The following is a 23,199-nucleotide window of genomic DNA, read 5'->3' as shown; positions in this document are numbered from 1 at the left end:
CCCGGACCCCGCTCCTCAAGCGCCGGAGGGGCTTGGTGGGCCAGAGGGGCTTGATGGGCTTGCTGGGCCCCCATCACTTGGCCTCGTCCAGCGTGTACGACCGGTCCCCCGGCGCGATCTTCCCGTCGTCCCCCGGCGCGACCAGCGCGAGCCGCACGTGCGTCGCGAACGACTCCGCGTACGCCACCCGCTGCGCGTCCCCCGCGCTCAGCGCGAACGTGATCGGCACGGCCTCCCCCTGGCGCCGGGTGCGGCTGCCGGAGTCGCCGGTGCCCTGCTGGTCGATGGGGGTCAGCTTGCCCACGTCGATGACCTCGGCGTTCTCGACGATGACCTCGGAGCGGTCACGCTGCTTGTCGTTCTCCGCCTTGAAGGTGGCGTAGATGTTGACCTTGGCACCGGGGTCGATCTTCCCGGCGACGCCGGTCTCCGCGTCGATCATGATGGCGATCTCCTGCTGTCCCGGCTTCAGCTCGGGCCGGGAGACGACCATGTCGCTCTGGAGCAGGGAGCCCTTCTTGAGCTGGGTGACGGTGATCTTGCCGCGGACCTCGCGGAGGTTCTTCACGGCGGTCTCCGACAGCCAGCGCTCGGGCATCTCCACCTCCTCGAACTGGTCGTCGGTCAGCTCCTCGTAGGGCGCCACGTCCTCCTTGAGCCGGTACGCGGCCACCTCGGGCCCGACCTTGGAGTTCACGTCGCGGATCACGGACAGCACACCGGCGAACGCGCCGACGGCACACAGGGCCGAGACGACCAGGAGGATGACGCCGCGGCGCTGACGTGAATTCATGGACCGGACAACCTCGTCGGTAGGCGGACAGGGACTTGGGCGGGTGGTGCGGCGCTCAGTGGTGCGAGGCGCGGGGCAGTGCCGCCCGGCCCGACGCGGCGGCCGGGGCGAGTGAGGACCGGGTGGGCCCGGCGCGTTCGGGCAGCGCGCCGGTGGCCAGCGGCGCGGAGCAGAACCCGCACCGGTCGCCGATGAGTTCGAGCCCGCACCAGTGGCACTCCTCGCGCCGTACGGACGACACGAGCTGGTAGAGCACGGAGATGTCGGGGATGGCGGCGGCGAACTCGACGATCTTGCCGGGGTGGCCGTTCCTGCCCGTCGCCCACCAGCGCGGCGACTCGGCGGGCAGCGGCGCCTCGACCGCGCCCGACACCCGCCAGGCCGGGGCGAGCGTGCCGGTGACCCAGTCGGTGGAGTGCTGTCCGGCGGCGTAGAACATCCGCGTGCCGAAGGCGGGGCCGCTCGGCGTCTCGTCCCCGGTGACGCGCAGGAGCTGCGGCTGCGGCGAGGCCACGACGGCGAACTGGGCGCCCGGCGACCACGACTTGGCGTGCGCTTTGAGCGAGACGGGAACGCGGTCGAGCTTGGCGACGGAGCCGAGGAGGGCGCCCGCGTGGACGTAGTGGGCGAGCAGCCGCCCGGCGGAGGCGAGCACTCCGGGGCTGAAGTCACAGATGGACAACTGGCGCAGTTGCAACGCCAGTACGGCGAGTCCAAGCGGCGGCAGTTCGGGCCGCAGAATCGCTATGCGGTCACTTTCGAGCACGGACCGGACGGAATGCAGCCGGTGTACGACCGCGTCCGGTACGGACTGCGGACAGAGCACGATCACGTAGCCGTGCTGTTCGATCAGTGTGTGTACGTCGGTGAGCGCGCGGTCGAGCGGATACGCGTCCGGCGCTCCGCCCACCGGCAGCACGGCGGCGCTCGGGGTGTGCCGGTCGGGCGAGGCGAGCACCAGGTCGGGGTCGGTCACGGCTATCGCGGTCGGCACGCGTGAACCCCCGGTCGCTCTGCGCTCCTTCGGACACTGTCTGCCTCAGCACCATATCCACGCGGGCGCCCGGCAACACCCCACTTCGCACTGTTCACGGACCACTGTTCGTCGAGCATGGCCCTCGCGCGTCCTGCGCCTGGCCAGGAGTTGGCGAGGAAGCACCGGCTCGAACCCTTGACATCCCTATTGGTCTGGACCAGCTTTACGCACAGCAGCCACATGCCCTCGATGCCAGGCGCCTTCCCTACCGGCAGCGCCGCCGCTCCCCCGGCGGCGCTGCCCGCACGCCCCTTGCCTACCCTTCCCTCCATGACCTTCGGCCCGCCGCCCGCCGACTTCGACGGCCCCGCGCCCATGCCGCAGCAGCCTGCCTGGACGGCGCCGTCACCGATCGAACGGACCCTCTACGAGGCGAAGGCGCGAGGCGACTGGGCGGCGTACTACGAGACGCTGGCTTCGGTCGAGCTGTACGTGGAGCTGCGCCCCGACAAGGCCGATGTCTTCGACTCGATCTATCCGCTGTTCCATCACGACCCGCGCACGGGCGCCGAATGGCTCCACCTGTACACGACCGGGATGCTCCCCGCCCCGGACCCGCACCACCGCTTCGAATGGGCGGGCCTCAACTGGTTCGCCACGGCATCCTGGGCCCAGCGCCCAAACCCCCCGGCGCTGGTCGTCAACCCCGGCACCCCTTGTGAGGCGTTCCTCCCGCCCCTGCCCCCGCACAATCTCGCCTGGACCCAGGCCGCCGCCCGCGCGGGCACCCCCCGCTTCAAGATGTGCCTGCGCGCGCTCCACACCGGCGGAGCGCTCCACGGCCCCGTCGCCCACGGCCTGGCCCTGGGCGCGCTGCTCTCCGTCACCAACGGCGAGTACTGGAACACCATGGCCCACCACGGCGAGGGCTATCAGACCGAGCGCCAGCGGCTGAGCGAATGGTGGGACGTGACCAGCCGCCAGGACTGGCTGGACCGGGTCCACCAACTCCTCTCCACCGCGCAACGCAGCTCGGTTTGGGAATTCGCCCTCGACCTCCGCCACAGCATCGCCCGCGACTTCGGCGGCCACGTCGACACGGCGTACTGGAAGCAAGCGGTCACGCGGGTCCTCCGGGCCCGGTCCGAACCCCACACAGTCCTCACCGAGGACGGCGTGACGGCGGTCGAACCCCGCCCCGCCGAAGAAGTGGCCGCCCAGATCGACGGCGTCCACCGCCTCATCGGCCGCATCACCCGCTACGAGGCCCGCATGCGCGCCGACGGTCTCCTCGCCGAGGGCCGCTACGTCACCTCCGTCGACGCCTGGGACCTCGGCCGCGCCCCCAACATGGCCCGCTGGGGCCTCGCCGCCCGCTTCGGCACCCTCGACGAGGCCGAATCAGCGGTCCGCGCCGCGAGCGCGGCCGCCGCCCGCTCCTACCGCTCCTGGCAGGACTTCTCCGCCGCGTACGCCCTCGGCCGCTGCCTCCACTTCGACGACGAGGAGTTCGGCAAGTGGTACGAGGAGATGGTCTCGGCCCACCGCATCCTGACGGAGGACCCGGGGAGCCCGTGGCTGAACATCCCGTTCAAGTAGGACGTCATCGCCCGTAGTTGTGAACGCCGTGCCGAGGCAGCACGACCCACATCCGCGTCCCGCCGCCGGGTTCCCGGGACGGCCCGTACCCCCAGTCACCGCCACACGCCCGCGCGACGCAGGCCAGCAGCCGCAGCCCGGCGCGCCGCCGACTGTCACAGGCCGCGAGGAGGCGCGGGTGCGTGTGGGTGACGTGGTGGTCGTACGTGGTGACGCGGAGGGCGTCGTCCCGGTAGCGCAGGGATACGTAGACGTCGGCGTCGTCCGTGAAGCGGCAGGCCGTTGCGACGAGTTCGGACACGGCTTGCTGAGCGGGTTCGAGGAGCCCGTCGAGATCGTGGGTGCACAAGAAGGTGCGGGTTGCTGCGCGGGCGATCGCGGGTGTGGTCAGCGCGGCGGGCAGCGTCAGGCTGTAGGCGAGTCTGTCGGGGGCCGGGGCCGAGCGGTAGGCGTTCACGGGGCAGGCAGGACCAACGCTGAGAGACATGCCGGGCTCCTCGCGGTGCGGGGCGGATGTGGTCGGCGGCAGCGGGTGGCTCGTCTCCCTGAACGCGGGCCGGCCCCTCCCAGGGAGAGAGTTTCCGGGCAGGCTCGCGCGATGCACTGCCAACTGCCGTGTGTAGCGTGTGCGTTACTGAACGTAGAGCAAGGGGTGGTTCAGGTGCCACTTCTTCAGCAAAACCAACCCATACGTGGGTGAGGGGTTCCGCCGCGAGGCAGACTGCTGCCGTAGGCGGGAAAGGAAGGGCATGCCACCTAGGACCACGTCCACCGAACGTCAGCGACGTCTCGGCAGCGAGCTGCGCAAGATGCGAACGGCTGCCGGGATGACGGCGGAGCAAGCCGCCGGGCTGCTCGGCCTGGACCGGGCGAAGGTCTCCAACATAGAGACCGGCATTCGCACCATCAGCGCTGAACGCCTGCGCACGCTTGCCTGCAATTGCGCCTGCTCGGACGAGACATACGTGGAGTCCCTCGTCGACATGGCCCGCCCCCAGGGGCGCGGATGGTGGGAGCGTTACCGTGGCTCGCTCTCCTCCGGCCTGCTGGACATCGCCGAACTGGAGTGGCACGCCACCCGCATGCGCACCGCTCACACAGCGCACATTCCGGGTCTGCTGCAAACCAGCGATCACGCCCTGGAGTTGTTCCGGGTCGTCCTTCCCCCGCTGCCGCAGCACGAGATCGCGTTGCGCCTTGCCTACCGCGTGGAGCGCCAACAGGTTCTGGAGGGCGACGATCCCACCGAGTACATCTGCCTGATCCATGAAGCGGTGCTCCGTATGCAGTTCGGCGGCGCGCGCGTGGCACGCCGACAGCTCGAGCACCTCGTGACGGCATCCGAGCGCGAGCACGTCATCGTGCGCGTCGTCCCGTTCGCGGCAGGCGCGTTTCCCGGCGCCGGTCAGACCGTGAACTACCTGGAGGGGCCGGTACCGCAACTGGACACCGTCCAGGTCGACAGTTCGCACGGCCCGGAATTCCTGGGTGACGAGGCACAGCTGAACAAATACCGAACCCACCTCGACTGGATGGAGCGCATCGCCCTGACGCCCGAGGCATCGCGCGACTTCATCCACGACATCGCCACCCACCTATGAGGAGATCACGATGCCCGAGATCAATTGGGAAGCCCCTTTCTGCGGCGAGGGAGCGAGCTGCTTCCGCCTGGGGACCGACGCGGACGGCAACGCCTACATCACCGTCACCGGCGCCGAGGACACCTACATCACAGACTCCCGCGAAGCGCTCCGCACGATGATCCGCGACATAAAGGCGGGGAAGGCGGACCACTTGCTTTGAGCCAGTTACCTCAGCCATGACAGGCATGTGACAGAACCGGCGTTGCGATGAGCAATGTGCTGTTGTGATGATGGAACACATGTCTGAAAACGGGGGCGGGGCCGCGAACCAGCCGGAGGCACCCACCACCTGGGAGCGCTATGACGCCATAAACAAACCAGGCGGTGATCACCATTTCTTCTACAAGAACGGATGGGGCTCGTGGTGAGTGCACACGCAAGGGACACTCAAGGTGAGATCGATTGGGAGTCCACTCTGCATGCCTGCGGCTTGGAGCTGTCAGATGAGCCGGTCCCCAGTGAGGCCATGGCCCCTATGACCGCGATTCTCAGCGCCACGGGCGGTAATGTACGACCGACGGCCAGGGTAAAGAAAACTGCAGCCGACCTCACTCTCCTGGATGAACACTGGCAGCACATCTTCACGGAGATTTCACCTCACGGCGATGACTTTCTGATCATCCTGTGGGGACCGGGGTCCGTAGGTAAAGGCTGGTTTCGAGTTCTCGACCTAGAGTCTACTCGCGTTGGACTGCCCTCCCGAGTCCACGCCGCCATCGGGAGGCGTGAATTCTATGCGGCCTCTCTCGACAGCTCGCATTTCGGTGCGGTCACGATCGAAGAAGACGAATACTGGATTGTCTCACGAAGTTGCCCGTGACTCTCCAGACTCGCATTTGCACAGATGGCGACTTCCTTTGGCGCTGTCAGAAGAACTCCGACCAAGGCTGGTCCCAGATCTGCTTTGCGCACAGGACCACGAACAGCAGGCCCGCGACCGTCAGCATGCCGTTGCTCAGCCAGCCGTTGCGCCAAGCCGAGGGCGTGCGGGATGAGTTGAGGAGCCAGACCAGTGTCAGCGCCAGGAACGGCATGAAGGCCGCGCCCAGAACCCCGTAGAGGATGACCAGGCGGAAGGGCTGGCCCTGGAAGAGGAGGATCATCGGGGGGAAGGTCAGCCAGAGGAGGTAGGCGCGGAAGGGCCAGCCCTTTCGCCGGCGTCCTCCCAGGACGAGATCGACTCCCGCTTCTTCGCCATCATCACCGACCTGGTCGGCACCCCGAACGAACTCATCGCGGAAACCGGCGAAATCGCCTACCGCACCCGCACCACGCTCTGGGGCACAACGGCCTGGAACACAACGGCCACGGCCTACACCCCACTCCGCTTCCCGGGCCAGTACTACGACCCCGAGACAGGGCTGCACTACAACTACTCCCGGTACTACGACCCGGGGACTGGGCTCTACACACCCGATTGCATAGACAAACAGGATGCCTATCGCGGCGACTCCCAAAACAAACCCGGAGGCGGCAATGGTCCTGCCGTATCCATAGGAAGCGTGAAGTCGGAACTCGGTCGCGCAGGGATGTCCGTCTCCGATTTCGACATAGTGCATGTTCCTGAGATCCGAACGCCCGATGGGATCGCATTCGGCAACAGCCCGCACACCTACGACGGATTCCCGATGAAGAAACCTAGAGGACGCCCACTAATTGAGATATCAGATATTGGACTTCGGGACCTCGATGAAGCCGTCGCCACTATCCATCATGAGATCTACCACCATAGACATTTCGAGCTGACGAGAAAGTCAGGCAACGTCTGGGGCGGCTCGGAAGAGGCGGCCGAAGAGCACGGGCAGCGTATGCTGGAAACGTTTCGCAGGCGAGTTGGATAGGTCTTGAGTGAAATGCGCGAATACAGTGCCGAACAAGCCGCGAGGTTGCTCGCAGGCCCTCGCTTCACAGAGGACACAGCGGAGAGAATCTGCCCGGCGTGTGGCGCCAAAGCTGTCCGGATGTACGTCTATCGCTCCCCGAACCCACGTCGACCGTCTCGGAGCACCTATGCATGGTGCGCCGCCTGCCGACACTTCAAAGGCTGGACCGGGCCGGACGCGGACGGTTTGCAATTCAACGACCCACTTCGCGACTTGCCTCTAGCGGAGCGTACGACGTTGCTCAGAAACTTGCCCGAATTGCTTGCCAAACTCAACGAACTCTGGGACAGCGGACGCCTCCCTCAGCAATTCGTTCGCTAAGACGCAACACAGGACACCGAGCGCTTATAGATGGTGTCACGACGGTTACGGACGCTCTTCACGGTCAGAAGAACTCCGACCAAGGCTGGTCCCAGATCTGCTTTGCGCACAGGACCACGAACAGCAGCCCCGCGACCGTCAGCATGCCGTTGCTCAGCCAGCCGTTGCGCCACGCGGAGGGCGTGCGGGATGAGTTGAGGAGCCAGACGAGTGTCAGGGCCAGGAACGGCATGAAGGCCGCGCCCAGGACCCCGTAGAGGATGACCAGGCGGAAGGGCTGGCCCTGGAAGAGGAGGATCATCGGGGGGAAGGTCAGCCAGAGGAGGTAGATGCGGAAGGGCCAGTTGCGTTCCAGGTCACCCCTTGCCACCTTCTCGCCCCCGACGCGCTCCGCGCGGTACCGCTCCACGAAGTCCGCGAACATCAGGCTCACGCCGTGCCAGACGCCGATGAGGGACGTGAAGGACGTCGCGAAGAAGCCGATCAGGAAGAGTTTGGCGGTTGCGGTGCCGTACTCCGACTCCAGGATCTTCGTCAGGTCCAGCAGGCCCTTGTCGCCGGTCGCGATCGCCGTGTGCGACGCGTGCAGCAGCTCCGCTCCTACGAAGAGCATGGCGACCACGAACACGCCCGTCGTGATGTACGCGACCCGGTTGTCCAGGCGCATCACCTTCATCCAGGACGTGTTCGTCCAGCCCTTCGCGTTGACCCAGTAGCCGTATGCGGCCAGCGTGATCGTGCCGCCCACGCCGCCGATCAGGCCCAGCGTGTTGAGGATCGAGTCCTTTTCGTCCGGGAGGATCGGGAGCAGACCCGCGAAGGCGTCGCCCAAGTTCGGGGTCACTCGGATCGCCAAATACACCGTCACCACGAACATGACGCCCACCAGGACCGTCATGACCTTCTCGAAGACGGCGTACCTGTTGAACCAGACGAAGACCAGGCCGACCAGACCGCAGAGGATCGCCCACGGCTTGATCGACCAGTCCGCCGGGAACACGTCCGGGAAGAGGGCCTGGAGCGGGAGCGCGCTCGACGACATCGCCGCCGCTCCGTAGACGAAGCCCCAGATCACTACGTAGACGACGAAGAACCATGTCGTCCAGCGGCCCAGGCTCGCCCAGCCGTCGAAGAGCGTGCGGCCCGTCGCCAGGTGCCAGCGGCCCGCCGCCTCGGCCAGGCTGATCTTGACCAGGCAGCCGAGGACCGCCGCCCAGAGCAGGGTGTAGCCGAAGTTGCTGCCTGCGACGAGGGTCGCGACCAGGTCGCCGGCGCCTACGCCCGTCGCGGCGACCACGATGCCCGGGCCGATGTACTTCCAGCTCGACTTACGGGGGTGGTCGGAGTCGCGGGTGGGATGGGTGGTGCCCTTGGTGTCCGCCATGACACCAAGGGAGCGCAGAGAGGCCCCGGTCGGCAAGAGGGCCTACCGAACCGTGGCCCGGCCGACACCCTCGCCCCGTCCCGGAAGGCTCAGTCCTCGAAGTACGCGTCCAGCGCCTTGTCCAGCTGCTCCGTCCACTCCTTGAGGCGGGACTTGTCCGGGGCCTCGACGTCGTTCGGGAACCAGCGGCTGTTGGGCGTGTGGACCGTCACCGTGAGGCGCTTGCGGGACGTGCCGTACTCGACCGCGCTGATCTCGTCCCAGGTGAAGTCCGCCTCCTGGTCGTCGAGCGTGAACCGGACGCCGGTCGCGTCGACGGTGATCGAACCACGGCGGTCCTTCGCCTCCATGACCGGGCCGTCGCCGTCGACACCCCGGACGGGCTCAGGCTCGGGCTCCAGCTCGGGCTGCGGCTTCGCGTCCTCCGGCTCCCCCGGCGTCACCTCCTCCGTCGTCTCGTCGGGCTCCGTGACCGTGTCCTCGGCTGCCGCCTCCGCTCCGGGAGACGTCAGGCCGGGTACGTACGCCGGGTCGAAACCGGCACCGGTGACGGGCGTGACCTTCTGACTCTGACTCTCCATACGCTGCTCCACGGGCGGAAGTATGGCGGACGAGGCTGTGCGGCGCCTCCCCCGGGCCCCACTGGTCCTCGTCCGCCACGGGCGGTGCCTCAACTCACGGCTTGACGCGCCCTTTACCGTACGCGGCGGGCCGCTAGACGAACAGGCTGACCACGCCTGCCACCACGAACCCGGCGACCGACAGCACCGACTCCAGCACCGTCCACGTACGCAACGTGTCGCGCTCCGTGATGCCGAAGTACTTGGCGACCATCCAGAAGCCGCCGTCGTTGACGTGCGAGGCGAAGATCGAGCCCGCGGAGATCGCCATGATGACGAGCGCCGTGAAGGCCTGCGAGTAGTTGCCTTCCGACAGCAGCGGGGCCACGATGCCCGCCGTCGTGACGATGGCGACCGTCGCCGAGCCCTGGGCGACGCGGAGCACCAGCGAGATCAGGTAGGCGAGGACGATGACGGGCAGGCCGACGTCGTTGAAGGTGTCGGCCAGGGCCTGTGCGATGCCGCTCGCCTTGAGGACCGCGCCGAAGATTCCGCCCGCGCCGACCACGAGCAGGATGTTGCCGACCGGCTTGAGCGACGCGGTCGAGACCGTCTCCAGGGACTTGCGGGACCAGCCGCGCCGGATGCCGAGCAGGTAGTAGGCGAGGAGCAGCGCGATCGTCAGGGCCACGAAGGGGTGGCCGAAGAACTCGATGACCGAGCGGCCCGTGGACGGGTCGAAGGCGATCGAGGAGAACGTGGCGAGGAGGATCAGGACCAGCGGCGTGCCGATGATGGCGAAGACGACGCCGAGCGCGACCGGCTTCTCGGTCGGGGTGACGCCCGAGGCGCGCTGCTCGGCCTCCAGGGACGCCTTGGCCTCCTCGGCCGCCTCGACCATGTCCTGCGGTACGGGGACGAAGATCCGCTTGCCGATCCAGGCGGCCCAGCCCCAGGCGGCGAGCACGGCGGGGATGCCGCAGACGATGCCCATGAGGATGACCCAGCCGAGGTCGACGTGGAGGAGTCCGGCGGCGGCGACGGGGCCCGGGTGCGGCGGCAGGAACGCGTGCGTCATCGACAGGCCCGCGAGCAGCGGCATGCAGTACAGGATGATCGACTTGCCGCCGCGCTTGGCCGCCGCGTAGACGATCGGCGCGAGGACGAAGATGCCGACGTCGAAGAAGACGGGGATGCCGAAGATCAGGCCGGTGAGGCCCATGGCGAGCGGGGCGCGCTTCTCGCCGAAGAGGTTGAGGAGGCGGGAGGCCAACACCTCGGCGCCGCCGGAGACTTCGAGGACCGCGCCGAGCATGGTCCCGAGTCCGATGATGATCGCTACGTGGCCGAGGGTGCCGCCCATGCCGGACTCGATCGTGGAGACCGCGTCGGATCTCTGGACGGTGCCGAAGAGTTCGGTGACGGACAGGCCTGCGCCGAGGCCGACCGCGACGGAGACCGCGAGCAGGGCCACGAAGGGCTGCAGGCGCGCCTTGATGATCAGGAAGAGGAGAAGGACGATGCCGAGCGCGGCGATCGTCAGGAGGCCGGGCGTGCCGTCGATCAGTTTGAGGATGCCGCCGGTGTGGGGTGGTGCTTCGGAGGCGGCGGCCGCGAGCGGGGCCACGGTGGTGGATATGGGGAGCATGGGGGTCCTCGTAAGGGCATGGATGTTTCTGGGCAGGGGGGATCGCGGTGCGGCGCGTCCGACTGACGCGCCGCACCGTGACGACGTACGGGGGTGAAGAAGATGTCCGGCTCAGCTCAGCGGTGGGGGTCGGCCGAGTACGGGCTCAGCCGAGGACGGCGAGCGCGTCGATCTCGATGAGCAGGCCCGCCGGGAGACCGACGTAGACCGTGGTGCGGGCCGAGGCGGGCGCCTTGAGGCCCTGCTCCTCGAAGTACTCGTTGTAGATCTGGTTCATCTCGGCGAAGTGGTCGACGTCCGTGAGGTAGACGCGCATCATCATGACGTCGTCCCAGGTGGCGCCGCCCTCTTCGAGGATCGCCTTGACGTTGGCGAACGTCTGGAGGGTCTGCTCGCGCAGGGTCGGGCCGACCGGGGTCGGGGCCTTGCCCTCCTCGGCGGGGAGGAAGCCGACCTGGCCGGCGACCTGGAGGATGTTGCCCTTCTTCACGCCGTGCGAGAACTTCGCGGGCGGCGTGGTGTGCGTGCTCGGGGTGAGGGCGGTCTTCTCGGTCATCGTGAACTTGCTTCCTTGGTGGGGGTACTCGGGGTGCTGGGGGTGGTGCCGGGACCGGTTCCTGAGTAGTCCCGGCTGATTGCTTCCGCCGTGCGGCGCACCAGCGGGAGCAGGGTGAGGAGTTCCTCGGCGGTGACGACCACGTTCGGCGCGGAGACCGACATGGCGGCGACGACGCGGCCGTCGGCGCCGCGGACGGGGGCCCCGACGCAGTTGATGGACTCCTCGTGGCCACCGAGGTCGGTGGCCCAGCCCTGTTCGCCCACCTTCTCCAGCTCGCGCAGGAACGCGGCCGCGTTGGGGGTCGAACGGGACGTGTACATGGGGAAGTCGAGCTTCTCGGCCACTGCGCGGCGCTCGGCTTCGGAGAGGTCGGCGAGGAGCAGTTTGGCGACTGCCGCGACCGTGATCGCGACCGGCTTGCCGATGCGCGAGTACATGCGCACGGGGTAGCGGCTCTCGACCTTGTCGATGTAGAGGACCTCGTCCTCCTCGTAGACGGCGAGGTGGACGGTGTGGCCGCACTTCTCGTTCAGCGCTACGAGGTGGGGGTGGGCGATCTCGCGGACGTCGAGGTTCTCGACGGCTTCCTGGGCGAGCGCGAAGAGGCGGGCGCCGAGCCGGTAGCGCTGGTCGGCCTGGCGGTGGACGAGGCCGTGCTCGTGCAGGGTGCGCAGCAGGCGGAGAGCGGTGCTCTTGTGCACACCGAGCCGGTCGGCCACCTGGCCGAGGTCTGCGGGTCCCTCGGCGAGCAGCGGCAGGATGCTGAGCGCGCGGTCGACGGTCTGGCTCATGGCGTACGTACCTCCTCGGCGGCCTCGTCGGGGGCGGTCGTCCACCCGGGGCCGAGGTGCAGTGTCCCCCACGCGGCGGCGTCGAGGGCGACCAGGCGGTCGGCGTGGCCGCGGCGCGGGGGCGCGGCGAGGTCGCCGGGGACGGTGAGGGCGGCGGCGGCCCACAGGTGGCCGTGGCGGAGCCGGTCGGTGACGGGCAGGCCGCGCAGGGTCGCGGAGAGGAACCCGGCGGCGAAGGCGTCGCCCGCGCCGACGGCGGCGACGACGTCGACGCGCGGGGCGGATTCGAAGTGGCGGCCGCCGTCGCGGTCGTAGGCGATCGCGCCGTCGGCGCCGCACTTCACGACGAGCAGGTCCGGCTCGGGCAGGGCGGCGCGTACTTCGTCGGGCCCGCCGGTGATCCCGAACGCGTCCTGCGCCTCGTCCTCGCCGACGAAGACGAGGTGCGCGCGCCGGGCGAGGCCGAGGAGGACGCGGGCGTCGTCCTTCGACGTGCTCCAGAGGCCGGGGCGGTGGTTGACGTCGAAGGAGACGAGAGGGCCGTCGGCGGCGGCGCCGGGCATGAGCGTACGGAGAAGGGTCAGGCAGTCCTCGGAGAGCGCGGCGGTGATGCCGGACAGGTGGAGGATGCGGCCCGCGCGCAGCGGCTCCAGGTCCATCGTGGCCGGGGACATCGCGGAGGCGGCGGAGCCGGCGCGGTAGTAGGCGACCTCGTGGGCGTCGGTGGCCCGGTCGCCCGCGGTGCGGAAGTAGATGCCGGTGGGGCGGGCGGGGTCACGGCGGACGTGCTCCACGTCGACGCCGTACGCGCCGATCGCCTCGATCAGGTGGTCGCCGAAGCCGTCGGCTCCGACGCGGCTGACCCAGCGGGCGCGGTGGCCGCCGGCGGCGAGGACGCAGGCCAGGTTGGACTCGGCGCCGCCGATGCCGCGCTCGAAGGACGGTACGTCGGCGAGGCGCCCCGGCACGGTGGGGACGAACGTGACCATGGACTCGCCGAGCGCGACGACGTCGGGCACGACGACGGCGGCTGCGCTGTGCGGGGCTGCGGGTCCGGTGACGGTCACGGGGGTCGGTCTCCTCACGGCGTGGGGGCCAACAGCTCCGTTGACCCGGCGTTGGCTCGGATGTTAGACAGCAGTGAGCGACATACGCAATGGGCGTTGCATATATTGCAACTGCCTCGCCTGGAGGAGGCACCGTGACCGCCAAGAACGTTGTCAGCGCCGACGACGCGACCGCACGCGGAGAGGCACGGCTCGCAGAGCTGGCGCGGGAGCGCGTGGACTTCCGGTTCAAGGGACTGCCGCCCCAGGCCGACGGGCTGACCGTCGCCGAACTGGCCGAGCGCCGCCTGAACCTCTTCACGGACGGTTTCACCACCCCCGTCCTCGCCCTCTCCGCCGAGCGCCTGGAGCACAACCTCGCGCTGATGGAGACGTACGCCACACGGCACGGGCTCACGTTCGCGCCGCACGGCAAGACGTCGATGGCGCCGCAGCTCTTTTGGCGGCAGATCGAGCACGGGGCGTGGGGGATCACGCTGGCCGTGCCGCATCAGGTGCGGGTGGCGCGCGAGTTCGGCGTGGAGCGGATCTTCCTGGCGAACGAGCTCGTCGACGCGGCGGCCCTGCGGTGGCTGGCGGGTGAGCTGGACTCCGACCCGTCCTTCCGGTTCATCTGCTACGTCGACTCCGTGCGGGGTGTGGAGCTGATGGACGCGGCTCTGCGTGCGGCGGGGGCCGGGCGTCCGGTGGACGTGGTCGTGGAGTTGGGCGCGGGTGAGGGGGCGCGGACCGGGGCCCGTACCGAGGCGGAGTGCGGGGCGGTCGCCGACGCGGTGGCCGCCTCCTCGACGCTGCGGCTCGTGGGTGTCGCCGGGTACGAGGGCGAGGTTCCTCGGGCGGACGGCGAGCGGGTGCGTGCGTGGCTGCGGCGGCTTGTCGCGCTGGCGGTGGAGTTCGACGGGGCCGGGCGGTTCGCGGGGCTCGACGAGATCGTGGTCAGCGCGGGGGGCTCCGCCTGGTTCGACGCGGTGGCCGATGTGTTCGCGGAGATTCCCGAGCTGGGCGGTGCGCCCGTGCTGAAGCTGCTGCGCTCCGGCGCGTACGTCTCGCACGACGACGGTCACTACCGCCACCTGACGCCGTTCAACCGCGTCCCGGAGGAGGGGGCGCTGCATCCTGCCTTCCGGCTGTGGGCGCAGGTCGTGTCGCGGCCGACGGCGGAGCAGGCGTTCGTCAACGCGGGCAAGCGGGATGCGGCTTACGACCTGGACCTGCCCGAGGTGCAGGTCGTGCGGGACGCGCGTACGGGCGCGGTGCGGGATGCGACCGGGGTCGCGGTGACGGGGTTGTCCGACCAGCACGGGTGGGTTCGTACGGAGCCCGGGGCGACGGGGGTCGAGGTCGGGGACTGGCTCGGCATGGGGCTTTCGCACCCCTGCACCTCGTTCGACAAGTGGCAGCTGATTCCGGTGGTGGAGGGTGACGGGACGGTCGTGGACTACGTCCGCACGTTCTTCTAGGCGGGCGATCGGCCCGGCCGGGCTGCTGGTCGGCGGGGCCGGGCCCTGGCACTCGCCGTTGGCCCACCGGCCCAATGCCAGCCGCGGGCCGTGACCGGTTGCTCGCGCAGTTCCCCGCGCGCCTTGCGGGGTGCGTCGCATCCCACGCCCATGGCGTCGGCGCCACTGCGGTCGGCCGCCGACGGTGCGGCACCCCGGTGGGGCCACCCGCACTCGGCGACGCAATCCGCACGGGTGGTGCGGGTGGGTATCACGCAGTTCTCCTCAGCCACGACGAAAGAGACAGCCGAAAATGGACCTGGTCATCAAGGACGTGCGCGTGATCGACGGCACCGGAGGCGCCGCCTACCGCGCCGACGTGGCGATCGACGCCGGACGGATCCGAACAATCGTCCGCGAGGGCGAGGGGCCGCGCCCCACCGCACCCCGCACACTCGACGGCTCGGGCCTCGCCCTCTCCCCCGGCTTCATCGACATGCACGCCCACAGCGACCTCGCCCTCCTGCGCGACCCGGACCACAGCGCGAAGGCGGCCCAGGGCGTCACCCTGGAGGTCCTCGGCCAGGACGGCCTGTCGTACGCCCCGGTCGACGACCGCACCCTCGCCGAGGTCCGCCGAGCGATCACCGGCTGGAACGGCGACGGCTCCGACATCGACTTCGACTGGCGCACGGTCGGCGAGTACCTGGACCGCCTGGACCGGGGCATCGCGGTGAACGCCGCCTACCTCATCCCCCAGGGCACGGTCCGGATGTACGCGGTCGGCTGGGAGGACCGTGACGCCACCCCCGCCGAGCTGGACCGGATGAAGCAGCTCGTCGCCGAGGGCATGGCGCAGGGCGCCGTCGGCATGTCGTCCGGGCTGACCTACACCCCCGGCATGTACGCCAAGGACGCCGAACTCACCGAGTTGTGCCGGGTCGTCGCCGAGTACGACGGCTACTACTGCCCCCACCACCGCAGCTACGGGGCCGGTGCCCTGGACGCGTACCGGGAGATGGTCGACCTGACCCGTACCGCGGGCTGCTCCCTGCATCTCGCGCACGCCACCATGAACTTCGGCGTGAACAAGGGCAAGGGCGCCGACCTGCTCGCCCTCCTCGACGACGCGATCGCGGGCGGCGCCGACATCAGCCTGGACACCTACCCGTACACCCCGGGCGCGACGACGCTCGTCGCGATGCTCCCCAGCTGGGCGAACGAGGGCGGCCCCGACGCCACCCTCGCCCGCCTCCTGGACGACGCCACGGCGGAACGCATCCGCCACCACGTCGAGGAGATCGGCTCCGACGGCTGCCACGGCGTGCCGATGGAGTGGGAGACCATCGAGATCTCGGGCGTCTCCGACCCGGCGCTCGCCGCCTACGTCGGCAGCACGGTCGCCGCGGCCGCCGCCGAGCTCGGGGAGACGGCGTGGGTCACCGCCCGGCGCCTGCTCATCGAGGACAAGCTGGGCTCGACGATCCTTCAGCACGTCGGGCACGAGGACAACGTCCGGGCGATCATGCAGCACCCCGTCCACACGGGCGGCAGCGACGGCATCCTCCAGGGCTCGAAGCCGCACCCGCGCGCGTACGGCACGTTCCCGCACTACCTGGGCCACTACGCCCGTGACCTGGGCGTCATGTCGCTGGAGGAGACGGTCGCGCACCTCACGTCCCGCCCGGCCGCGCGCCTGCGCCTGCCCGACCGCGGCCTGGTCCGCGAGGGCTACCGCGCCGATCTGGTCCTGTTCGACCCGGAGACGGTGGCGGCGGGCTCGTCGTTCGAGGCGCCGCGAACACTGCCGGTCGGCATCCCGCACGTGCTCATCGACGGGCAGTTCGTGATCGAGGACGGCCGCCGCACGAACGTCATGGCGGGCCGCTCGGTCCGCCGCAGCGCCTAGCGGCCCCCGCGTCCCTGGGCGAGCGGAGCTCGCCTTCAGGGGCGCGGGGAACCGCGCGGCCAGCCACGACGAAAGCCGCACCCGACAACGCCACCCGTGTCCCCCGCTCCCGGCCCGCCCCCGTCCGCTCAGCCGGCGGCCAGCGTCACCGCACGCCGTGCGGCCGGAACTGGACGCTGATCCGGGGCCCGGTCGCCCGCGCCGACTTCGGGATCGCGTGCTCCCAGGTCCGCTGGCAGGAGCCGCCCATCACGATGAGGTCGCCGTGCCCGAGCGGCCTGCGCACGGTCGGGGCCCCGCCCCCGAGCGGCCGGAGCAGCAGATCGCGCGGCGCCCCGACCGAGACGATGGCGACCATCGTGTCCTCGCGGTCGCCGCGCCCGATCCGGTCACCGTGCCAGGCGACGCTGTCGCGCCCGTCGCGGTAGAAGCAGAGCCCGGCCGTGGTGAACGGCTCCCCCAGTTCGTCGGCGTAGTGCGCGGAGAGGACGTCGCGGGCGGTGTCGAGCGCGGGGTGCGGGAGCGGCTCGGCCGCCCCGTAGAACTTGAGGAGCCGGGGGACGTCGACGACCCGTTCGTACATCTGGCGGCGTTCGGCCTTCCAGGGGACGCCGGACGCGAGGTGTTCGAACAGTGCGTCGGCGCCGCTCAGCCAGCCCGGCAGGACGTCGATCCAGGCCCCGGCCTCGAGCACGGTGCGCCGCAGGCCGGTGAGGTCGCCGAGCGCGGTCTCCTCGGCCTGGTCGAAGAGGGATCCCTGAAGCATGTTCTCCACCGTACCGAATGAATAGAACAAACGCTCGAACACACCCGAGTGGCCCCGCTCAGTGGCCGATCTCACCCCCCAGAACAGAGCGCGCCGCCCCATTACCCGGCCGTAAAGTCGGAGCATGCAGCTCATCCAGTCGACCAAGCTCGCCAACGTCTGCTACGAGATCCGGGGCCCGGTGCTCGAGGAGGCGATGCGGCTGGAAGCGGCGGGCCACCGGATCCTCAAGCTGAACACGGGCAACCCGGCGGCGTTCGGGTTCGAGTGCCCGCCGGAGATCCTGGAGGACATGCTCCGCAACCTCGGCGACGCCCACGGCTACGGCGACGCCAAGGGGCTGCTCGCCGCCCGCCGCGCGGTGATGATGCACTACCAGACGCTCGGCGTGGAGACGGACGTCGAGCACGTCTACATCGGCAACGGCGTCTCCGAGCTGATCGTGATGGCGATGCAGGGCCTCCTCGACGACGGTGACGAGGTCCTCGTCCCCGCCCCCGACTACCCCCTGTGGACCGCCGCCGTCTCGCTGTCGGGCGGCACCGCCGTGCACTACCGCTGCGACGAGCAGGCGGACTGGATGCCGGACCTCGCCGACGTCGAGCGCAAGGTGACCGACCGCACCAAGGCGATCGTCATCATCAACCCGAACAACCCGACGGGCGCCGTCTACAGCGACGAGATGCTGCGCGGCCTCACCGACATCGCCCGCCGCCACAACCTCCTCGTCTGCTCCGACGAGATCTACGACAAGATCCTCTACGACGGCGCGACGCACACCCCGACCGCCGCCATCGCCCCCGACCTGCTCACCCTCACCTTCAACGGCATGTCGAAGGCGTACCGGGTGGCCGGTTACCGGGTCGGCTGGATGGCGATCTCCGGTCCCCGCGCGCACGCGGCCTCGTACATCGAGGGCCTGACGATCCTCGCGAACATGCGCCTGTGCGCGAACATGCCGGGCCAGCACGGGGTCGTCGCCGCGCTCACCGGGCGCCAGACCGTCAAGGACCTGGTGCTGCCGGGCGGCCGGCTGAAGGAACAGAGCGACGCCGCGTACGACCTGCTCACCCAGATCCCGGGCGTGACCTGCGTCCGGCCCAAGGGTGCGCTCTACCTCTTCCCGCGCCTCGACCCCAAGGTCTTCAAGATCAAGGACGACCGGCGGATGGTGCTCGACCTGCTGCGCGCCGAGAAGATCATGGTCGTCCAGGGCACCGGGTTCAACTGGCCGGAGCCGGATCACTTCCGCATCGTCACCCTGCCCTCCACGCGGCAGCTGACCGAGGCGATGACCCGGATCGGGAACTTCCTGGACGGATACTCACAGCCGTGACGGTTCCCCGTTCCCCGGAGCGGCTTCTTTGCTCCCCGGAGCGGCTTCTTTGGACAGGTTCTAAGTTAGACGGAATCTAATGTACGATGAAGGCCAATACGCTACACGTCCGTTGGCTGGAGGCCTTCCATGTACGAGCCGATCCGCACCAAGTCGGTCCACACGATGGCGGCCGACAGCGACTTCCCGCACCGCTCCCGCGAGGAGGAGCTGGACATCCAGCTCGCCGGGCACCTGTCGGCGCTGCTTGCCCTGACCGACGAGATCCGGCTGGCCGCCGGGGGATCGGATCTTGATGCGGCCGCGAATGAGCTTGCCGCTCAGATCGGCCGGCTCCGGGGCGGGCAGCCGCCCGTACGCTCGTCCGTCGCCGCCGCCGTGCATGAGCCGCATGTCGCGGCTCTGCACCAGCGGGCGCATGCGCTTGCCGGGCGGGCGCTGGTCGTGGCCGCATCCCGGGCGGATACGGCCGCCGCCATTTTGGCCGCCCAGCGCATGGAGTACCACGCCAACGCGGGCCGCTTGGTAGCCGCCTAAGGGGCGCGGGGAACTGCGCGCTCAGCCGCGGAAAAGCCGCAGACGCGTCTGCTCGTGACATGAGCAGACGCGTCTGCGGCTTTTCGTGGGTTGCTCACGCAGTTCCCCGCGCCCCTTCAGGGCGCGATCCAGCCCCCCGCGCGCCATTGCGCGGGGGGCTGGATCTGGGTGCGGCCTAGCCGAGACGCTGCACAAGCTTCCGGTACTCGTCCCACAGCTCCGGCGGCGTGTGCGCGCCGAACGTGTTCAGGTGCTCCGGAACCAGCGCAGCCTCCTCGCGCCAGACCTCCTTGTCGACGGTGAGCAGGAACTCCAGGTCCTTGTCGGCCAGATCGAGGCCGTCCGTGTCCAGGGAGCCCTTGGCCGGAAGGATGCCGATCGGGGTCTCGACACCTTCCGCCCGGCCGTCGAGGCGGTCGACGATCCACTTCAGGACGCGGCTGTTCTCGCCGAAGCCGGGCCACACGAAGCGCCCGTCCGCGTCCTTGCGGAACCAGTTGACGTAGTAGATCTTCGGGAGCTCGGCGGCGTCCCCGTCCTTGCCCGCGGCGGCCTTGCCCACCTTCACCCAGTGGGCCATGTAATCGCCCATGTTGTAGCCGCAGAACGGCAGCATCGCGAACGGGTCGCGGCGCAGCTCACCGACCTTGCCCTCGGCCGCGGCCGTCTTCTCGGACGCGACGTTGGCGCCGAGGAAGACGCCGTGGTTCCAGTCGAAGGACTCCGTCACCAGCGGTACCGCGCTCGCGCGACGGCCGCCGAACAGGATCGCCGAAATCGGTACGCCCTTCGGGTCCTCCCACTCGGGCGCGATGATCGGGCACTGCGCGGCCGGGGTGGTGAAGCGGGCGTTGGGGTGCGCGGCCGGGACACCTGACTCGGGCGTCCAGTCGTTGCCCTTCCAGTCGGTGAGGTGGGCCGGGGTCTCCTCCGTCATGCCCTCCCACCAGACGTCGCCCTCGTCGGTGAGCGCGACGTTGGTGAAGACCGAGTTGCCCCACAGCGTCTTCATCGCGTTGGCGTTGGTGTGCTCGCCCGTGCCGGGCGCGACGCCGAAGAAACCGGCCTCGGGGTTGATCGCGTAGAGCCGGCCGTCCTCGCCGAACCGCATCCAGGCGATGTCGTCGCCGATCGTCTCGACGGTCCAGCCGGGGATCGTGGGCTCCAGCATGGCGAGGTTGGTCTTGCCGCACGCGGACGGGAACGCGGCGGCGACGTACTTCGATCCCCCCTGCGGCGGCGTCAGCTTGAGGATGAGCATGTGCTCGGCGAGCCAGCCCTCGTCGCGGGCCATGACGGAGGCGATGCGCAGGGCGTAGCACTTCTTGCCGAGCAGGGCGTTGCCGCCGTAGCCGGAGCCGTAGGACCAGATCTCGCGGTCCTCGGGGAAGTGCGAGATGTACTTCGTGGAGTTGCAGGGCCAGGGGACGTCCTCCTGGCCCGGCTCCAGGGGGGCGCCCAGCGTGTGCACGGCCTTGACGAAGAAGCCGTCGCTGCCGAGCTCGTCCAGGACCGGGCGGCCCATCCGGGTCATCGTGCGCATGGAGACGGCGACGTAGGCCGAATCGGTGATCTCGACGCCGATCGCGGACAGCGGCGAGCCGAGCGGGCCCATGCAGAAGGGGACGACGTACATCGTGCGGCCCTTCATGGAGCCGCGGAAGATCCCCCCGTTCCCCTCGTTGCCCCGGAAGATCTCCCGCATCTCGGCGGGGGCCTTCCAGTGGTTCGTGGGGCCCGCGTCCTCCTCCTTCGCGGAGCAGATGAACGTACGGTCCTCGACCCGCGCGACATCGGTCGGGTCGGAGGCGGCGTAGTAGGAGTTCGGGCGCAGCGTCTCGTCGAGCTTCTTGAACGTGCCCTTCGCGACCAGTTCCCCGGCGAGCCGCTCGTACTCGGCCTCGGAGCCGTCGCACCAGACCACGCTGTCCGGCTGTGTCAGTTCGGCGATCTCGTTGACCCACGAGATCAGTTCCTTGTGCCGGGTCGGAGGCCGGTCGGTCGGGAGGGTGCGTACGGGGGAAACGGGAGCCGCGATGTCGCGCGCCACGATCGCTCCTAAATGAGGGTGTTGTGTTGGTTGCCCCGTGGGGGCCGCGACCCGGACGCCGCGCCTCCCGTTCCACTGGATCCCAGTGAGCGCTCATCCGGTGCCGACCGCACTCATATGATCATCGGACGCTTTCGCCCATCTGTCCAGGGGGGCTCACACTTGAGCGACGTGAGCATCACCACTCGTTCCGGGCGCCGCGCGACGCTTATGGATCAGGACTTCGGGACAGCCCCCTGGCGAGAACTGATGCCTTCCATATCCAGCACCTACGGTCACGTAGGTACGATGCGAGCCATGAGCGTCACCGCCGAGCAGCCCGAAGTCCCCACCGCGCAGCCCTCCTTGCTGAAGCCGAAACTGCGCGGCTGGCTGCACGCGGGCATGTTCCCCGCCGTGCTGATCGCCGGCCTCTTCCTGACGGCCCTGGCGGACTCCACACGGGGCCGCGTCGCCTGCGGCATCTTCGTCCTGACGGCCTGCCTGCTGTTCGGCGTGAGCGCGCTCTACCACCGCGGCAACTGGGGGCCGCGCGCGGACGGCGTCCTGCGCCGCCTCGACCACGCCAACATCTTCCTGATCATCGCGGGCACCTACACGCCGCTGACCATGCTCCTGCTGCCGGACTCCAAGGGCGACGCGCTGCTGTGGGGCATCTGGGTGGCGGCCGCGGCGGGCATCGCCTTCCGCGTCTTCTGGGTCGGCGCCCCGCGCTGGCTCTACACGCCGTGCTACATCGCGATGGGCTGGGCGGCGGTCTTCTTCCTGCCCGACTTCATGCGGGCCGGCGGGGTCGCGGTGCTCGTCCTGGTGGTCGTGGGCGGGCTGCTCTACAGCGCGGGCGGTGTCATCTACGGCATCAAGAAGCCGAACCCCTCGCCCCGCTGGTTCGGCTTCCACGAGGTGTTCCACTCGCTGACCCTGGCGGCGTTCGTGACGCACTACGTCGGCATCTCGCTGGTGGCGTACCAGCACGGGTAGACGCCCCACCTGCTCCAGCAGGGCCGCTGCTCGGGGCCGCTCAGCACGGTGCGGCAGACCGGCAGCGCGCTCGGCGCCGCCCTGCGCACGCCGTCGCCGACCGGCTCGGCGAGCGGGCCCTCGCGGTATCGGCGGACGCCGCGTAACGGCGGTGCTCATGCCAGGGACGGGGCCCCCGCGCCGCGCACCACGTCCGGTACCGAGGTGGCCCCGATCAGCGCGGATACCCGACAATGACGGTCATGGAGGCCTCGGCACAGACCCCGGAAGCCAGACTCGGGCTCCGGGAACGCAAGAAGCTCAAGACCCGTCTGGCGATCCGTGAGGCGACGTACCGCCTGATCGCGGAGCAGGGGTACGACACGACGACGGTCGAGCAGATCGCCGAGGCAGCCGAGGTGTCGCCGTCCACCGTGTTCCGCTACTTCCCGACCAAGGAGGACATCGTCCTCACCGACGAGTTCGACCCGGTCCTGGAGCGGGAACTGCGGGCACGGCCGGCGGACGAGTCGCTCATCGACTCCCTGCGGCACGTCATCGACCACAGCCTCCAGCTCGCCCTGGAGAGCGAGGACGCCGAGGTCACCCGGTTGCGCACCCGCCTCCAGGTGGAGGTGCCCGCGGTGCGCTCCCGGATGATGGAGTCGATGTCCGTCACCGGTCGGATGGTGTGCCGCGTCCTCGCCGATCGCACCGGCCGCGACGCGGGGGACCTGGAGGTCCGGGTCTACGCGATGTCGGTCGTCGGCGCGCTCATGGAGGCCACGATGTACTGGGCCGAACACGGCGACGAGGGCATGGACCTGCGGGAGCTGTCGGTACGGGCGCTGGACACGCTGCAACACGGGTTGTGACCGCCCGGCCCCTTTCGAGGCCGGGCGACCATGCCGGTCGGGCGAAGTACGTCGCTGTTCGGCAGCGCCCCGAAGGGGCGCGGGGAACTGCGCGACCAGCCAC

22 protein-coding genes and 2 pseudogenes are annotated in these 23,199 nt (G+C 69.5%); 12 read left to right on the top strand and 12 right to left on the bottom strand.

The annotated features are described in order from the left end of the window. Positions 1-73 precede the first annotated feature (73 nt). A complete protein-coding gene (gene cpaB, locus ACH4RC_RS11495) occupies positions 74-793 on the bottom strand; it encodes a Flp pilus assembly protein CpaB (protein WP_398198381.1) in 720 nt (239 codons plus the stop codon). 55 nt (positions 794-848) lie between these two features. Beyond that, positions 849-1,787 carry a hypothetical protein gene (locus ACH4RC_RS11490; RefSeq protein WP_398198379.1) on the bottom strand — a complete coding sequence of 313 codons (939 nt, stop codon included), beginning with the start codon at positions 1,785-1,787 and terminating at the stop codon, positions 849-851. Between the two features lie 312 nt (positions 1,788-2,099). Between ACH4RC_RS11490 and ACH4RC_RS11485 the strand changes: the two genes are divergently transcribed. Next, positions 2,100-3,368, top strand: coding sequence for a DUF1266 domain-containing protein (locus ACH4RC_RS11485; protein WP_398198376.1), 1,269 nt, complete (start codon positions 2,100-2,102; stop codon positions 3,366-3,368). A gap of 4 nt (positions 3,369-3,372) precedes the next feature. Here ACH4RC_RS11485 and ACH4RC_RS11480 read toward each other — a convergent pair whose 3' ends face one another. After that, positions 3,373-3,855 (bottom strand): ATP-binding protein, encoded by a 483-nt coding sequence (locus ACH4RC_RS11480; protein WP_398198373.1) that lies wholly within the window; start codon positions 3,853-3,855, stop codon positions 3,373-3,375. Between the two features lie 262 nt (positions 3,856-4,117). Between ACH4RC_RS11480 and ACH4RC_RS11475 the strand changes: the two genes are divergently transcribed. The 3 genes from ACH4RC_RS11475 (at position 4,118) to ACH4RC_RS11465 (ending at position 5,379) form a co-directional block, all read left to right on the top strand. After that, on the top strand, positions 4,118-4,969 hold the full coding sequence (locus ACH4RC_RS11475; RefSeq protein WP_398198371.1) for a helix-turn-helix domain-containing protein: 852 nt from the start codon (positions 4,118-4,120) through the stop codon (positions 4,967-4,969). A gap of 10 nt (positions 4,970-4,979) precedes the next feature. Then, complete coding sequence (locus tag ACH4RC_RS11470; protein ID WP_398198369.1) at positions 4,980-5,171, top strand: hypothetical protein; 192 nt, start codon at positions 4,980-4,982, stop codon at positions 5,169-5,171. 79 nt (positions 5,172-5,250) lie between these two features. Next, entirely contained in the window at positions 5,251-5,379 is a 129-nt protein-coding gene (locus tag ACH4RC_RS11465; protein ID WP_398198366.1) for a hypothetical protein, read from the top strand. A 498-nt stretch (positions 5,380-5,877) separates the two neighbouring features. Here ACH4RC_RS11465 and ACH4RC_RS11460 read toward each other — a convergent pair. Then, positions 5,878-6,180, bottom strand: a pseudogene (locus ACH4RC_RS11460) (divalent metal cation transporter); the annotation flags it as partial. On the opposite strand from ACH4RC_RS11460, the pseudogene ACH4RC_RS11455 reads away from it, so the two are divergent. Together ACH4RC_RS11455 and ACH4RC_RS11450 are read left to right on the top strand one after the other, a co-directional pair. After that, positions 6,172-6,435, top strand: a pseudogene (locus ACH4RC_RS11455) (RHS repeat-associated core domain-containing protein); the annotation flags it as partial. The pseudogenes ACH4RC_RS11460 and ACH4RC_RS11455 overlap by 9 nt on opposite strands. A 78-nt stretch (positions 6,436-6,513) precedes the next feature. Then, entirely contained in the window at positions 6,514-6,852 is a 339-nt protein-coding gene (locus tag ACH4RC_RS11450) for a hypothetical protein (RefSeq protein ID WP_398198364.1), read from the top strand. 427 nt (positions 6,853-7,279) lie between these two features. On the opposite strand, the gene ACH4RC_RS11445 is transcribed toward ACH4RC_RS11450, so the two are convergent. The 6 genes from ACH4RC_RS11445 to ACH4RC_RS11420 all read right to left on the bottom strand — a co-directional run bounded on the left by ACH4RC_RS11445 (position 7,280) and on the right by ACH4RC_RS11420 (position 13,224). Beyond that, entirely contained in the window at positions 7,280-8,599 is a 1,320-nt protein-coding gene (locus tag ACH4RC_RS11445) for an Nramp family divalent metal transporter (protein WP_398198362.1), read from the bottom strand. A gap of 89 nt (positions 8,600-8,688) precedes the next feature. Further along, positions 8,689-9,180 carry a hypothetical protein gene (locus tag ACH4RC_RS11440; protein WP_398198359.1) on the bottom strand — a complete coding sequence of 164 codons (492 nt, stop codon included), beginning with the start codon at positions 9,178-9,180 and terminating at the stop codon, positions 8,689-8,691. Between the two features lie 133 nt (positions 9,181-9,313). Further along, positions 9,314-10,807: a GntP family permease gene (locus ACH4RC_RS11435; protein WP_398198356.1), complete on the bottom strand. Its 1,494-nt coding sequence runs from the start codon at positions 10,805-10,807 to the stop codon at positions 9,314-9,316. Positions 10,808-10,952: 145 nt separating this feature from the next. Next, positions 10,953-11,363 carry a RidA family protein gene (locus ACH4RC_RS11430; RefSeq protein WP_398198353.1) on the bottom strand — a complete coding sequence of 137 codons (411 nt, stop codon included), beginning with the start codon at positions 11,361-11,363 and terminating at the stop codon, positions 10,953-10,955. Then, positions 11,360-12,157 (bottom strand): IclR family transcriptional regulator, encoded by a 798-nt coding sequence (locus tag ACH4RC_RS11425; RefSeq protein ID WP_398198351.1) that lies wholly within the window; start codon positions 12,155-12,157, stop codon positions 11,360-11,362. Before ACH4RC_RS11425 ends, ACH4RC_RS11430 begins: the two co-directional genes overlap by 4 nt. Continuing rightward, entirely contained in the window at positions 12,154-13,224 is a 1,071-nt protein-coding gene (locus ACH4RC_RS11420) for a sugar kinase (RefSeq protein WP_398198349.1), read from the bottom strand. Before ACH4RC_RS11420 ends, ACH4RC_RS11425 begins: the two co-directional genes overlap by 4 nt. Positions 13,225-13,313: 89 nt before the next feature. Here ACH4RC_RS11420 and ACH4RC_RS11415 point away from each other — a divergent pair, with 89 nt between their 5' ends. Then, on the top strand, positions 13,314-14,684 hold the full coding sequence (locus tag ACH4RC_RS11415; protein WP_398198346.1) for an alanine racemase: 1,371 nt from the start codon (positions 13,314-13,316) through the stop codon (positions 14,682-14,684). A 292-nt stretch (positions 14,685-14,976) separates the two neighbouring features. Continuing rightward, positions 14,977-16,572 carry an amidohydrolase family protein gene (locus ACH4RC_RS11410; protein ID WP_398198344.1) on the top strand — a complete coding sequence of 532 codons (1,596 nt, stop codon included), beginning with the start codon at positions 14,977-14,979 and terminating at the stop codon, positions 16,570-16,572. Between the two features lie 145 nt (positions 16,573-16,717). Here the strand turns inward: ACH4RC_RS11410 and ACH4RC_RS11405 are convergent, their stop codons facing one another. Further along, complete coding sequence (locus tag ACH4RC_RS11405; RefSeq protein ID WP_398198342.1) at positions 16,718-17,347, bottom strand: alpha-ketoglutarate-dependent dioxygenase AlkB; 630 nt, start codon at positions 17,345-17,347, stop codon at positions 16,718-16,720. 115 nt (positions 17,348-17,462) lie between these two features. Here ACH4RC_RS11405 and ACH4RC_RS11400 point away from each other — a divergent pair, with 115 nt between their 5' ends. Together ACH4RC_RS11400 and ACH4RC_RS11395 are read left to right on the top strand one after the other, a co-directional pair. Further along, positions 17,463-18,674 carry a pyridoxal phosphate-dependent aminotransferase gene (locus ACH4RC_RS11400; RefSeq protein ID WP_398198339.1) on the top strand — a complete coding sequence of 404 codons (1,212 nt, stop codon included), beginning with the start codon at positions 17,463-17,465 and terminating at the stop codon, positions 18,672-18,674. A 129-nt stretch (positions 18,675-18,803) separates the two neighbouring features. Then, positions 18,804-19,211, top strand: coding sequence for a hypothetical protein (locus ACH4RC_RS11395; RefSeq protein ID WP_398198336.1), 408 nt, complete (start codon positions 18,804-18,806; stop codon positions 19,209-19,211). Between the two features lie 175 nt (positions 19,212-19,386). Here ACH4RC_RS11395 and ACH4RC_RS11390 read toward each other — a convergent pair whose 3' ends face one another. Next, positions 19,387-21,261 (bottom strand): phosphoenolpyruvate carboxykinase (GTP), encoded by a 1,875-nt coding sequence (locus ACH4RC_RS11390; protein WP_398198333.1) that lies wholly within the window; start codon positions 21,259-21,261, stop codon positions 19,387-19,389. Between the two features lie 297 nt (positions 21,262-21,558). Between ACH4RC_RS11390 and ACH4RC_RS11385 the strand changes: the two genes are divergently transcribed. Together ACH4RC_RS11385 and ACH4RC_RS11380 are read left to right on the top strand one after the other, a co-directional pair. Further along, entirely contained in the window at positions 21,559-22,242 is a 684-nt protein-coding gene (locus ACH4RC_RS11385) for a hemolysin III family protein (RefSeq protein ID WP_398198331.1), read from the top strand. A 242-nt stretch (positions 22,243-22,484) separates the two neighbouring features. After that, a complete protein-coding gene (locus ACH4RC_RS11380; protein WP_398198328.1) occupies positions 22,485-23,096 on the top strand; it encodes a TetR/AcrR family transcriptional regulator in 612 nt (203 codons plus the stop codon). Positions 23,097-23,199 lie beyond the last annotated feature (103 nt).

The organism is Streptomyces sp. NPDC016845, assembly GCF_044332585.1.
Classification (GTDB): domain Bacteria; phylum Actinomycetota; class Actinomycetes; order Streptomycetales; family Streptomycetaceae; genus Streptomyces.
This window is presented reverse-complemented; position numbering and strand designations above follow the sequence as displayed.